The 13,525-nt window shown below is 67.2% G+C and carries 6 protein-coding genes and 1 tRNA gene; 1 reads left to right on the top strand and 6 read right to left on the bottom strand.

Translation table 11 applies throughout. The features are described from left to right. Positions 1–214: 214 nt before the first annotated feature. The 3 genes from ACIRPT_RS10675 to ACIRPT_RS10665 all read right to left on the bottom strand — a co-directional run bounded on the left by ACIRPT_RS10675 (position 215) and on the right by ACIRPT_RS10665 (position 9,451). A complete protein-coding gene (locus ACIRPT_RS10675) occupies positions 215–3,679 on the bottom strand; it encodes a type ISP restriction/modification enzyme (RefSeq protein ID WP_403825131.1) in 3,465 nt (1,154 codons plus the stop codon). Positions 3,680–4,154: 475 nt separating this feature from the next. Continuing rightward, complete coding sequence (locus ACIRPT_RS10670; RefSeq protein WP_403825128.1) at positions 4,155–5,810, bottom strand: hypothetical protein; 1,656 nt, start codon at positions 5,808–5,810, stop codon at positions 4,155–4,157. Continuing rightward, the gene (locus ACIRPT_RS10665; RefSeq protein ID WP_403825125.1) at positions 5,807–9,451 is read right to left on the bottom strand and encodes an AAA domain-containing protein; all 3,645 of its coding nucleotides are present in this window, start codon (positions 9,449–9,451) and stop codon (positions 5,807–5,809) included. Before ACIRPT_RS10665 ends, ACIRPT_RS10670 begins: the two co-directional genes overlap by 4 nt. A gap of 426 nt (positions 9,452–9,877) precedes the next feature. Here ACIRPT_RS10665 and ACIRPT_RS10660 point away from each other — a divergent pair, with 426 nt between their 5' ends. Next, entirely contained in the window at positions 9,878–10,222 is a 345-nt protein-coding gene (locus ACIRPT_RS10660) for a tyrosine-type recombinase/integrase (RefSeq protein WP_403825122.1), read from the top strand. Between the two features lie 302 nt (positions 10,223–10,524). Here the strand turns inward: ACIRPT_RS10660 and ACIRPT_RS10655 are convergent. The 3 genes from ACIRPT_RS10655 to ACIRPT_RS10645 form a co-directional block, all read right to left on the bottom strand. Next, a tRNA-Arg gene (locus tag ACIRPT_RS10655) sits at positions 10,525–10,600 on the bottom strand. A 351-nt stretch (positions 10,601–10,951) separates the two neighbouring features. Beyond that, the gene (locus ACIRPT_RS10650; RefSeq protein ID WP_403825118.1) at positions 10,952–12,487 is read right to left on the bottom strand and encodes an amino acid permease; all 1,536 of its coding nucleotides are present in this window, start codon (positions 12,485–12,487) and stop codon (positions 10,952–10,954) included. 73 nt (positions 12,488–12,560) lie between these two features. After that, the gene (locus ACIRPT_RS10645) at positions 12,561–13,508 is read right to left on the bottom strand and encodes a hypothetical protein (RefSeq protein ID WP_403505274.1); all 948 of its coding nucleotides are present in this window, start codon (positions 13,506–13,508) and stop codon (positions 12,561–12,563) included. Between the last annotated feature and the right edge of the window lie 17 nt (positions 13,509–13,525).

Here is a 13,525-nt window from a genome sequence, read left to right as displayed (position 1 = left end):
GATGTGTGCTGGATCCGTTCTGGTGGGAGGCTCCTCGACATGCGGTCAGCGGCATGCCAAGGCCGCTTGGTGGCAAGCCATGCCAGAGCATGGCTTGACCTGACTGCGGCGGGGCCGCGGTCCTCCAGACGCTTCGCCTTGCTGTCCCTGGCCACTGGCAAGGGAGCGGATGTGGATGCAGCGCGCATTACGAACCGGCTGCCGGCGCCACCAATCAAGCCGGGCCGCGGTGCCGTCGAGTGCGGGGTCCGGGTCGCGCAGGTGAGTGCGACTTGGGCAGCGTGGTACTTGAGGCGTCGTCTGGGAGAGATAGGGGGGCGACAGGGCCTGGTGATTGGCCATCGACTGTTTCCAAGCCAGGCAAAATGGCGTGGTGCGGGCCGGTGTGAGCGCGCTTGGCGCGCTCGGGCACTGGGAGGATGCGGCGTCGGGTGAGTTCTGCGACGTCGATCAAGGGTGCGGCGAGGATGCGGTCGAGCAGATCTGCCTGCTGCGGTTCCAGGGCGGTGAGGTGCCTGAGCACGGCAAGGATTTCGACGAGTTCCCGGCTCCAGTCGTGCTCCCAGCGCTCTGGGCGCTCGCGGTCGAGTTCGCTGGTGATTTTGCCGGAGGTGCGGCTGCTGCGGTAGCTGAGCCAGCTGTCGAGTACGTTGCGCCCGCCGGTGGTGTAGTTGCGCATGCGTGGCGTGACCCCGGTGAAGATGCCCCCCTCGACGATCAGGTGCTCGTGCTCATTGTCGTAGGTGATGGTGGAGGGGAGCGTGTCATGCGCGACTTCTTGGGCGTACATGATCTCGGGGTGTACACGTCGCCACCAGTTCGATGTGCCTGCCGGGCGGCCGTCGCCGGGGCTGATGCAGCGTGCGCCGAAGGTGGAGGCCCACAGGATGTGGCGTCCCAGACGGATGGCGTCGTTCCATAGGGCTCGGTCGGCGGTGACGGGGATGCGTACGCCCGGGGAGTTGAGGTCATCTGCGTAACCTTCGGTGAAGGCGGGGTGGGCGGTGATGGCGGCGATGTAGGCGAGGAGGTCTTCGGGCAGGACGTCCTGGAGGCTGTAGGAGTTGGCGAGATGACGTAGCAGTCCTGGGGCGATGTTGGGAGTGTGGTCGGCGTGCAGGAGCGGCAGGACGCGGCCGCCGTTTCCGTTGAAGTAGTGCACGTCGGGGATAAGGGCGGTGAACAGCAGTGCAGGGCCGGTCTGCAGACGCTGGGCGTGCTGTTCGGCGACGAAGAGCTGGTCAGCGACGACCGCACGCCATAGGTCGGGGCGTGCACGGTCGATGAGTCGGCCGTCGGGTATTAGCCACTGACGGTCCAGGGCTCTGCGCGCGATGCGTATTGGTGCGGGGCAGGGGCCGCGTTCGTCGCTGAGGAGGACTGGTGGATGGGGACAGCCGGGTATCTGGGGGGCGTCTTTGCCCAGGGTGCGGCCGTCGGTCTTCTTGAAAAGTGCCTGCTTCGTAGCGGGGTCGCGTTCTTGGACGAGGCGGTTCCAGCGTCGGTGCAAAGTGAGCTTCGACGGGCTAATGACCCAGTTCCGATTGGTGGTGATGCCGGGTTTGTACCAGGGCATGAGGTCGGTGAGGGCGGGAAAGCTGTCCCAGCCGCTGCTGGCAGCAGGTGTGAACGGTGCGGACTCGACCATGGGAGAGGTATGCCAGCCCGGTCCGCTGATGTGCAGGTGCTGCAGTTGCTGTTCTTTGTTGTGGCGGGTTCCATGGACGGCTGCGTAGTGGACCGGAGCCAGTTCGTTGCGTCGCTCGTCCCAGCGGCGGGCGAAGATGCCGATGGCTAACTCCTGCTGGACACCAGGGAAGAAGCGGCTGTTGAGCGGGGGTCTCTTGGTTTCGGGCGTGAGGTCGATGATCCATCCCTCGGTGCAGGTGCGTCGTAGGTAGGAGCGCATGCCCTGAAAGCCGGGGCCACGGATGAACCCGGCGGTGCTGACGAAGCAGACGATGCCGTGGCGGTGGTCGTCGTGCTGGTCGAAGACTTTGTGGGTGGCCCAGCGCCAGAAGTAGGTGCAGAGGCTCTTCAGTTTGTTCTCGAACACGCCCGCCGCACCGCGCATTCGGAAATCGTCCAGAGGCGGGGCGCCGCGGCCCGATGAACCCTTCTCGATCCATCCGCCCTGGCCTTCTGCCTGTTCGCGGTGGGGAGGGTTTCCGATGACGACCGTGATGCGTTCGTCGCGCTGGATCGTGCTGGCTGCTTCCGCGTCGTCGCGTAAGGGGCCCCACAGGGCGCCGTAGCGGGTGAAGAGTTCGCTGGGCCGCCAAGGGTCGGCGAGGGTGTCGGCCAGATGCAGGCGCATGTCGCGCAGCCGGACTCGGGCATTGAGGGAGCGCAGCATCTGACCGACGCGCATTTGGGCTACGGCGAAGGGGCCCATCTGCTTCTCAAAGCCGATCAGTCGACCGGCAAGTTCTTGTACGGATTCGGCGCGGAAGCCTGCATTGCCGCCCTCGGACTGCTTGCGGGCGACGAGGTCGATGATGCCGGTGAGGAAGGTTCCGGTGCCCATGGCCGGGTCGATGATGGACACGCCGGCGTCGGCGAAGCCGTCTGGGCAGTCCAGCGTGGCGGCCAGCGCCTCGTCGACAAGGCGGATCATCTCCGTCACCAGCGGGGCCGGGGTGTAGTAGGTGCCGGAGTCCTTGCGCAGGTCGGCGTCGTACTCCTGTAGGAAGTGCTCGTAAAGATGGATGTGGAAGCCGGGTTCGCCGGCCAGGGCACTTCTCCAGTCGATGGCGTCGATGACGCGGACGAGCATGTCTAGGCTGTCGCGGAATTCACCCTCAACCTGAGCGGTGAGAATTTGCAGAGCGCGACCCATGACGGAGTGCTCCGCCCCCAGACGCCGGCCGACCTCGTGCAGGCTCACCCCGGCCAGCGCGCTGCCGGAGCCGTCGGCAGTGCCAGAGCCCGCGAGGAGGAGTGCGAAGGTGACGGACTGGGCGTAGCGGTCGGCGAAGGCCGCGCGTTTGTCCCGGTCGTCGGTGGTGGGAAAGAGGTCGACCTCTAGGGTGGAGGCCAGGTCGGTGAAGGGACGCCGGTGGCGTGGAAGGCCGGCTTCGGTGTCGAGTCGGTCGTGGACAGCATCCCGCAGGAGAGTGCAAAGGGGAGCTACTTGGGCGACCACATCCCGCATTGACGACAGCGGTTGGGGCTGCCAGCTGAAGAAGGCGATCAGCATCGCTTCGAAGGCAGCCTCGCTGACAGTCGGTAGTCGCAAGCGAGAACCCGCAGTGCGCAGATCGCCTTCAAAGTGGATGGCGTCGCCATACTGATGGCCCGAGCGATACATGATCCACGTCTGACCGTTGGTGTAGATCAAGTTGGGGAGCTTCGTCATGCCCTCCCACTGGCGGCGGTCGCGTTGGTTGAGCCCGCCAGGATGAATCACGCTCTTGTCCGGGCTTTTCAGCTCGACATAGCCGACGATGCTGCGCGGTGATTTCCCGATCCGTACGGCCAGGTCGGGGCGGATCCGATGCGCGGCGATCGCGACCTCGGCATGCAGGATGGCCTGCAGCCCCAACGCCCCTGCCACGTCTACGAGAAGCGTCTCCACTGCCCGGCGTATCGCGGCTTCCTTCTGCCCGTGCAGTAACGCCTGCTTACAGGTCTCACCAAACTCGCTGACGATCCGCCGAAACCGGTCCCTGCGCTGCATCCCGCCCCCCGAGGCCAGCCCACCCCGCATCCGCCTCAACCCACGGTAAACACAGCATCACCCATCGTCGAGAGGGCCATTCAAGGGTTACTCACATCCACCGTTCACAAGAGGCCCTCCTGAGCGGCGAAACCGTCGCGATGCTTCCTAGGCAACTTCAACGCTCCACCGAAACGAATGTGCCCTCGTGGACGCCTGGTGGGCACGTCGACGAGCGCCCAGCACAGGGCGAGTCCGGGAAGCTGCCCGACCCGTGCGCGTGAGCGGCGCACTCGGGGCAGGTAGTTCTTGTTCACGATGCCGCCGCTGTGGGTGAAGGTGTGCTGCACCGGGCCGAGGAGATGCCACTCGCTGTAGTGGACGGCCGTGGGGTGAGCGAGCGTCGATGTAGCGGTCGGCCAGGTCGGCGAGACCTTCGGGGCGCCCGCGCCAGGAGGCTTCCGCGCCGCCGTGATGGCGGCGCGGGTGACCACTTTTACGGCTCGGCCAAGGTTTCCGGGTGTCGGATCACCGCCGAGATGCCGCGGATGCCCAGCGCCGACCCGTTCTCGTGCCGACATGCGCCACCAGTCCGCAGGGCGCCGTCTTCGGGGCCCTGCGAAACCTGGGCATGCTCGTCGTCCACGATCAACTCGGCGAGGACCTGATCCTTCAAACGGTCCCCCCGAGCCGCGGACACGGCGGTGTTGTCCTGGCAGCGGTCCGCCACGCGCCGCCAGCGGTCGGCGGAATCTGGATCACCGCTCCACATCCAGAGACCTGCGGCCGCCCGTGCTACTTGGGCCATGAACTCGGTTCCGCCCACGTGGACCGAGCGTGCCTTCACCGAGCCCGGCGACCCGGCCCACGCGTAGTCACCGATAACCGCTTCGAGGGCACCATCCTTCCCATCGAAGATCAGGAGGCCGGCACCGCTGCCCGTCGGTTCCTTGGCTGGTTTCGCGAGATCCCGGCCGCGACGTTGCGCAGAGTGGTAGCCGACCCGGTTCAGCAGGTCGACGACGTCCTGCGGGACGGTTCCCTCGTCCGTGTCGCCGTAGAGGACATCCACGCGCACGCCGCGCGCCACCGCGTCCTGGATCGCGCCGCAGAGCTTCGACAGACTCTCCACATTCACCGTGGGCGAGGCGATCAGGACGTGGTGTGCCGCTGTGGCCAGCGCCTCGGTGATCAGGAGTTGGTGGGACTCATCGCCGGACACCTCCGAGAACAAGGCCGCCTTGACCGATTGTTCCGAGAAACCGTCACCGCCGTTCCCGAGCGGATCGGCTTCGTCCAACCAGGGGAAAGAGGCGTCTGTCTGGGGGAGCGCCGGGGCCCCGACCGCGGAGGCCGGGGACCTCCGCCCCGCGATGGTCAGCGGTGTCGGGCGGTGCGCCTGGCCGGTGGCGGGCGGCGGAGCCGGTACCAGGGGTGATTCCTTCCTGGCGGTCTGCGGCGCCGGCTGGAGATCCGGGGCGGCCTCCAGCTCCTCCTGCCTGGCCTGTGCCACGGCCAGGATCTCGGCCGACAGCGCCTGGTGCCAGCTCCTGGGAAGCCCCGTGATGGCCCGGTCGGCGAGGTCGACGCGCACCGGGAGGTAGCGGCTGAATGTCACGAGCCTGGGCCGTCCGATGCTGCGCACCCATTCGTCGCTGGCGCGCGGGAGCAGCTTCTGGATCTGGGACTCATCCAGCGCGTTGCGCAGGATGCGCCGGGGAGTGGACGGGTTGAGGTCCGGCCGCGCCTCCTGCTTCGAGACGGTCAGAACTTCACCACGCCTGGCCAGTTGGCCTGCGGTGCGATCGAAGACGACCGTGCAGGGCGAAGCCGGAGCCACGACGACCGATGCCGGGTCCTTTCCCGACGAGCACGCCTGCTGCCCTTCGTCGGTAAGGACGAAGGTGGCTTCCCGGCCGCTGGTGACGGCGACCCAGCCGGCACCGACCAGAGTCACCACGGCTTCGACCATCAGTCGTTCGTGGACCCGGAAGGTGTCGCACAGCGAGGTCAGGGTTGCGCCCTGGTGGGGGGCGACACCAACCTGCGCGGCGATCTCCTCCAGGACCCGCCGCTCCAGACGGCTGTACGGGCGGCCCCGGGCCACGCTGAAGTTGACGCTGAACATGCTCACAGGAACGAGGACGATCACGAGTTCTCCCTGAGGTCAGCCGGGATACGCACAGCGCTGCCGTCCAGGAACCATTCGTCGAGCAGGGTGACGATCTTCTTGAAGGACCACAGGGGCTGGGACTCATCCGCGAGAGGTACTGCCTGCACCTGATGGAGGAAGAAGTCCCAGGACCCGACGAGGATCAGCAGGCGCTCCGCTCGCGAGAGGAGCACGTTCATCCGGCCCGGGTCGTCGAGGAACCCCAGGCCGCGACCGATTTCCTCCTCGTTGTTGCGGACCAGGCTGATGGCGACGACGTCCGCCTGGTTGCCCTGGAAGGAGTCGACGGTGTGGGCGGGGAACCGGTTGCCGTCGATCGCCTCGGCTTTGAGACCGAGCTGGACCTGTAGTCCGGCAGGCAGGGGCGTGCCTCGCAAGTGCTGGCTGAGCAGACTCACCTGCCGGGAGTACGGGGCCAGCACCGCGAGCTTGCCCGGGCACCCGCCATCCGGTCCCAGGGCCCGGAGGAAGTTGGCGAGCGCGCGTGCCTCCGCCGGATTGGTGTAGGGCGACTGGCCGCTCTTCGGGCCGACCTCGCGGGTGGCGGAGTCGTTGCGGCACCACGGTACGTCGAGCCAGACCACGGCCCGGTCACGGATGCCGTGCGGGGTGTGGAAACCGTGGCGCACGCGCTCCACCGGTTCGTCCTTCTCGTCCAGGGTGCGGTTCACCAGTCGCCCCTGGTAGTACGCCTCGGAGATGAGCTGGCCGATGTCCGGGTGCATGCGGTGCTGGCCGATCAACTGCCCCGCGGACGCTCCCTTCGCTTCGGTGTCCGTGACGAGACGGTCGGTACCGGTGGCCACGGCGCAGTACTCGTACAGGCGGCGGAAGGTCCTCAGCCACTCCTTGGCGTACTCGCGGAACTCATCCCGATCCGTCTGACTGCGCCGTTCCCACGAGTCGAGCCATTCCTGGTCGAGCAGGCCGGACGCCCTCACCTTGAGACGGCTGAGGGTCTGTGCCACCGGGTCCAGCTTTTCGATTCCCTCCTGGTAGTCCACGTACCGGTAGGGATCCAGTTGCTTGTGGTCGCCGATCAGCAACCAGCGATGACCTGCCTGTAGGGGCAGCGCGAGGTCGAACGCGTGTGCTTTGCCCGCTTCCTCGACGATCGACCAGTCGAACGCCTGGCCCGCGGCGAGGGCTACCAGGTCGCCGGCGCTGGTGGTGCAATACGTGAGGTTCGCGCCGCGTTTGACCAATTCGACGAAGTCCGACGAGCGACGGCCGAGATCCCCCTGCTCCTGCATCATGTTGATCTCACCGACCATGGCCTTCGCGTCCTCCAGCCAGGCGAGCTGAACCTCGCTGGTGGAACCCATGGCACCGAGCTGGGAGATGCTGCGCTGGAGCACTTGCCTGGCCACGCCCTCGACGCCGTCCTCCGGCAGTGCGGTTCCGGCCTTGTGGGGACCCCGCAGCCGAATCTGCAGTGGCCTGTCGGCTTCGGGTACGTCCTGGAACGCCTCACTCACCTTCGACCTGAGCACGTCGACGGCGCCGTGGGCCTGGGCCGTGACCAGTACCTGGACGACGGGATCCTCCGTGAGGATCTCGCGCAGCAGCCAGGCAACAAGCGTGGTCTTGCCTGTACCGGGCGGCCCCTGCAGCGTGTAGATGGGCCGCACCCGGAGGATGTCCTCGATGCTGGCCCGTTTGGGCTCGTCGACCCGTTCGTGGGGGAGCTCGACGGGAAGCTCGGAAGCGCCGGTGTCCATGCGGACGTGGCTCGGAGTGGCCAGCGACCGCAGGAGATACCCGTGCTGGTCGAGGGCGTCGATGGCCTTCTTGCGACGCTGGAACAGGCTGATCTGCCCGGGCATCCCGGCGCTGCGGAGAAACCCCTCTTTCGCCAGCTTCACGCGGCCCTTGCTCAGGGCGGGGCGGCTGAGGGTGACCAGCTGGGTTGTCTGATCCATGGCGTCGACCTGCCATACGTTGCCGTCATCGTCGGAATGAGGGTCCCTGGGCGGGAGTTTCAGGCGGTCGCCGTCTCGGGCTCCGGACAGGATGACTCTGGACCGGTCGTTGCCCCGTACCTCCTTCTGCAGGAAGTCGATCAGGTCCTCGCGGAACGCCTCGAAGACTTCGTGTCCTTCGGGGCGCGCGCGTTCCTTGACCTCGGCCCACTCCACTCCATGCTCCTGCCACGGACCACGGACGACCTCGTACGGGAAGATCTGTGAGTCGAGGAGGAGCAGCTCGATCTGGTTGCTCGCACGGACGAACTCGTGGAAGCGACCGAGCTCGCGTGAGACCTGCGCACTGCGGTCGATCTTCGGCAGCACGGGCTCCCATGACGTGGCGTTCTGCGCGATCGTACGGTCGCGGGCCACCTCCTCCCTGGCATAGGCGAACACGCGGCCGGTCGGGAGTTCGCGGAAGCTGTCGTCGCCCTCGCTGAAGAGCAGTGGCTGGGCGGACCGGCAGTCCGCGACCTGCCAGCTGGACGTGCCGTCCTTCCCGCGGTGCGACGTGATCTTCAGGCTGAGCCTGCCGCCGACGAGGATGTAGTACGGCCTGCCGGGTATGGCGTACAGCGTAGGCTTCTGCAGGTCCTGGCGGACGAACTCGCAGGCCTCCTTCCGGTGGACCGGATCCCCGGGGATGAAGGTCCCCATGGGGTCGAGCCGCAAGTGGTCACGCAGCCCGTTCTCCATCAGGTGATCGATGAACTCCAGCCGCCGCAGATCGAGGGCCAGGACGTACAGCACGTCCTCCTGTTGGGTGCGCAGGGGGTTCGCCAGGGCCCGCGTAATGTCCTGGATCCGACTGATGATGTCGTATGGCGCGGTCAGGCGCTCCAGTGGATCTGCGGCGACGAGGTCCAGCAGCAGCTTGCGCTCGGCCTCGGTCAGCTCGTGCTTGGCGGTGTCGATGGTCTTGAGCACCCGTGCGTGACGCTCGTGCGGGGCATTGGTGGTGAAGCGTTCGAGGTCGAGCAGCAGCCGTGCGCAGAGGATGCCGAAGGCGAACCAGTCGTCGTCCTGGCGCCAGGCCGTCACGCCTCCCGCAGTGCGCTCCGGTGGGACCGGCCAGCCGTCAGGAGGCTGGGTCCCCACCGGGCGGCCCAGTTTGACGGACCATTCGAAGCCGCCGAGCCGAAGGGATTCGGCGCCAAGGTCCTCGTCGAAGAAGAGGGAGTCGAGGTCCACGCCCCGGTGCAGGACCTGTCGCTCGTGCAGCAGGTTCAGGCCTGTAGCGACGCGCCGTAAGCCGCTCCACAGTTGCTCGCGTGCGGCCGTCCCGCGGTTCGAGAGCCACGGGTAGCGGGCGCGGTGCCGCAGCGCGTCGGCGACACGCTTGTAGCCCGGTGCCTCCAGGACCATGACGAAGCACTGGTGGTCCCGGTCGAGGCCGGCGTCCTTGAGCACGACCAGTGCGTCGTCCGACCTCGGGCTGCTCGCGATCTTGTACAGGGTGCGCAGTTCCTGGTCCCACAGGGCGCGCTGCACCCGGTCCGGTTGCTCGCCCTCGTACGTCCATGTCTTGAGCAGGTACGTGTATCCGTCGCTGAACGCCTCCCAGACCTGGGATTCGCCATCACCTGCATGGGGACCACCAGTGATTTCGTACTTGTTCTGCAGAAGCAACGTCCCGACGGTGGGAGTTGTCATGCATCCACCTTCTCGAGCTGGAGAGCGGGTGAGTAGACACCGCGGCGGCCCGACCCGGCCGCACGGGTGAAATGTGATCGTACTCACGCTTACTGGCCGCTGTGGTCGGTTCCGAATATGCGCTCTTGTCGGCGTTGGTATCGAACTGGCGTGCTTGCGCGGTTCTCGGCGCTGCCTGCCGCCTGGTGCGGCCCACGTCGAGCTGGAGGCGAGCAAGCGACCCAAGGCGCTGGTGTGGACAGAGCAGCGCGTCCTCCACTGGAAGCGCACCGGCGAGAAGCTCTCTCCGGTGATGGTCTGGACGCCCGAGCACACTGGCCGCTTCCTCGACCACGTCGCGGAGGACCGCCTGTACGCGCTGTTCCGCCTGAACGCCTTCCGCGGGCTCTGGATGCCGACCTCATCACCGTCGCGAAGCAACTCGTCGTGGATGGCAGGGAGGTGTACGAGGAGGATCCCAAGACCGACGCCGGCGCGCGCACCGTCTCGCTCGACTCCCACACGGTCCAGGCCCTCAAGTGGCACCGCTTCCAGCAGGACAAGGACCGAAAGGAATGGGGGAGCGCCTGGTTGGAGACCGGACGCGCTTTCACCCGCGAGAACGGCGAGATGCTCCACCCTGCCAACGTCACACGGTGGTTCATCGAGCTGTACGAGGAGATCGGCCTCCCGCCGATCCGGCTCCACGACCTTCGCCACGGCGTGGCAACGCTGGCCCACGCGGCCGGGGCCGACCTGAAGGACATCCAGGAGATGCTCGACCACTCCTAGATCACCATCACGGCCGATACGTACACGAGCCTGCTTCCCGAGGCGGACCTGGCGATCGCCGAGGCTGCAGCCCGGCTCGTACCGCGCGCCCGCGCCGCCTCTGAGGACGCCGCTTCCGCTGCGGTGTCCGAGCCCGACAAGGCGCACTAGTCCGTGCCGGTTGATGCTGATCCGTCAGGCGATGTCCGGGAGATCGACTCTCCGTCCGCTCACGCACCGCTCACGCAAACGGCCCCGGACGAGACGTCCGAGGCCGAATAAGGCCCCTTAAGGGAGAAACCCCAGGTCAGAGCGGTAATGCATGGTGCCCCCGGCAGGATTCGAACCTGCGACACCCGCTTTAGGAGAGCGGTGCTCTATCCCCTGAGCTACGGAGGCGGGGCCTTGCGTAAAGCGTGGATGAGTACTCTGAGTGAGGATTCATCCGGTCCCCGGTAAGGGTGGGTCCGCCGCTGGCGGCGGTTCCAGACAGGGTAGCGGATGGGGCGTGGGGCGTGGTGGGTGCCTCAGCTCGGGGGGTGCATCTGGCGCTGCTGGTCCGCGGTGTTCGGCCGGTATGAACCGGGCGTCGGCGACGAGGGGCCGAATGGAGGGTCACGCGGACTGCGGCCGTTCGGGGCACCGTAGGCCAGGTCGGACCCGATGCGGGCGGACTGTCCGCCGGGCCCCTCCGCAGGGAGGAGGGTTCTCTGGGAGGGGTGGCGGGGCGTCGGCCGGTGGTACGGGGGGCTATCGGGGGGTGCGGATTGCTTGCTTCGGGGCCGGGGTGTGGCGTGTGCTGTTCCGCGGGTGCTGGGGGTTGAGGAACCACTTGCGGGCGGAGACGAGCCACCAGGTGCCGGCGAAGAGCAGCACCACGCCCACGGCGAGGGGGGCGTAATTGAACGTCTCGACGGTCACGGGGGCGGCCTGCGGCAGCATGAACAAGATGGTGATGATCACGACCCAGGCCACGGCGAGGACACCCACGGGCGTCGACCAACGGCCCAGGTGCCAGGGGCCGCGCCGGAAGTTCTCTCCCTGACGCAGGCGCAGGAGGGTGGGGACCACGTACGCGATGTAGAGGCCGATCGTCGCGATGGAGGTGACGGCGGCGTAGGCGGTCGTGTTGAACAGGTAGGGCAGGCCCAGGACGAACGCGCCTCCGGCGGCGAGCCACACGGCGTTGGTCGGCGTACGGGTACCCGGGTGAAGCTTGTGCCACACGGTGGAGAAGGGGAGCGCGCCGTCGCGGGAGAAGGCGTAGATCATGCGGGAGTTCGCGGTGACGGACGCCATGCCGCAGAACAGCTGGGCGCCGATGATGACGAGCAGCATCAGCTTGCCCGTGCTCTCGCCGAGCGCGTCCATGAAGATCTGCGCCGGCGGCACGCCGGTGCCGGACTCCAGGGCGCCGGTGTAGGACTGGATGGCGAAGGTCAGGCCGAAGAGGAGCACGAACCCGGCGCCCCAGGACACGAGGATCGACCGGACGATGCCCTTCGGCCCTTCGACGGAGGCGTTCTTGGTCTCCTCGGTCATGTGGGCGGACGCGTCGTAGCCGGTGAAGGTGTACTGCGCCATCAGGAGACCGATGAGGGCGACGTAGACGGCGGAGCCCCAGCCGGTGTTGTTGACGAACTCGGTGAAGACGAATCCGGGCGACTGGTGCTTGTCGGGGACGATGAGGAGGGCGCCGACGATGACCACGACGCCGATCAGGTGCCACCACACCGAGACGGTGTTGAAGAAGCCGACGATGCGGACGCGGAAGGTGTTCACCACGGCGTGCAGCAGGAGGATCAGGCCGAAGAGCGTGATCGTGTGGCCGGGGGTGGCGGCGTAGCCGAACTGAAGCTTCAGATAGGCATTGAGGAAGGATGCGGCGCCGAAGTCGATGCCCGCGGTGACGGCTACCTGGCCGAGCGTGTTGAACCAGCCGGTGAACCAGGCCCAGGCCGCGGCGGACTTCTCAGGGGCGAGCTTGTGCGCCCAGAAGTAGAGGCCGGCGGAGGTCGGGTAGGAGGAACAGACCTCGGCCATGGCCAGGCCGACGAACAGGGTCATCAGGCCGACGAGGACCCAGCCCCACATGATCAGGGCGGGCCCGCCCGTGTTCATGCCGAACCCGTACATGGTCAGGCAGCCGGACAGGATGCTGATGATCGTGAAGGAGACGGCGAAGTTCTGCCGCCCGGACATGGAGCGGTCCAGTGTCTGGGTGATGCCGAGCTCGGCGAGCCGTTCCTCTTCCGACTGCGTGACGCTTGGTATGTCCAACGGCATAGCGAGAGCCTCTCCTGTTGATTGCAGGGTGAATTGCGGAACAACATCGCTCTGGGCGGTCTCGAAAGAGGCGCTACGGTGCGGACGCCTTGACCGCCCAGTTTCGATGGCGGGTGAACAGCTGCTGGGCGTCTCCGCAGTAGCTCCACGGCACATCCGTGGCGTACGGGCCGATGGCGTCGAACACCTCGGCCGCTGCCCGGTGCTGGTTCGCGAAGGACATCGCGTGGGCGAGGTAGTTGGCGTCGTCGTGGAAGGAGGCATGGGGGTGGGCGGGGGCCCGGTACGTCCACCAGTTGTCCCAGGCCTGCAGGGTCGACGGGTTGTCCGTCCACGGATGCACCGTCAGCCCGTACCGGTGCCCTTCCTTCTTCATCCGCTGGTGGTGCGATTCGGCGAGCGCGACGAGGGGCAGCGTGTGCAGCGGCATCCCGCGGGGGACATGGGCGCACCGCTCCTGCGCCCAGTGGAACATCTCGCCCGCGACGCCGTGCCAGTCGGGGAACATATAGGTGAGGATCTCGTGGTGCGCTTCCCTGTTCCACGGGTCGCGCTCCTCCACCTCCTGCCACACCTTCTGGACCGTCTCCCGCCACTGCCGGTCGCGGTCCGGTGAGTGGTAGCGCAGCAGGGCGAGCATGACGACGTACGGCGTCGGATCGGCCGGCAGCGCATCACCCGCGGCATGGCACAGGTCCCACGCCTGCTCCATCTCCGCGCCGCTGCCCTGCCCCCGCGGGCCCGCCATCGACCGCAGGGCCTGGACCGTGGCAAGGAGTGCCAGGGCGTGGGGGGAACGGGGTTCGGCCTGCGCCCAGGTGTCGGCGAAGGTGAGCCGCGCGCCGGCGCGGGCGAGCACCTGGAGGCGGAAGATACGGCGGTCCCAGTCCATACCGGTCGCGGACAGCAGTTCGCTGGCCCCTTCCCACCTGCCCATCGCGGCGTCCTCCACCACCGCCCGCAGCGGGGTGTCATTACGCGCCGGATGCCGGTCGAATGCCGGTTGTCGTCTCACGGCCATCCCGTTACGGCCGACTC

Origin of the sequence: Streptomyces sp. NPDC101227 (assembly GCF_044767545.1) — a bacterium.
Taxonomy (GTDB): domain Bacteria; phylum Actinomycetota; class Actinomycetes; order Streptomycetales; family Streptomycetaceae; genus Streptomyces.
This window is presented reverse-complemented; position numbering and strand designations above follow the sequence as displayed.

Excerpts from the sequence above, each read along its gene's own strand:
- ACIRPT_RS10650 (WP_403825118.1), bottom strand. The coding sequence starts at position 12,487 with ATGCCGTTGGACATACCAAGCGTCACGCAGTCGGAAGAGGAACGGCTC.
- ACIRPT_RS10675 (WP_403825131.1), bottom strand. The coding sequence starts at position 3,679 with ATGCAGCGCAGGGACCGGTTTCGGCGGATCGTCAGCGAGTTTGGTGAG.
- ACIRPT_RS10665 (WP_403825125.1), bottom strand. The coding sequence starts at position 9,451 with ATGACAACTCCCACCGTCGGGACGTTGCTTCTGCAGAACAAGTACGAA.
- ACIRPT_RS10645 (WP_403505274.1), bottom strand. The coding sequence starts at position 13,508 with ATGGCCGTGAGACGACAACCGGCATTCGACCGGCATCCGGCGCGTAAT.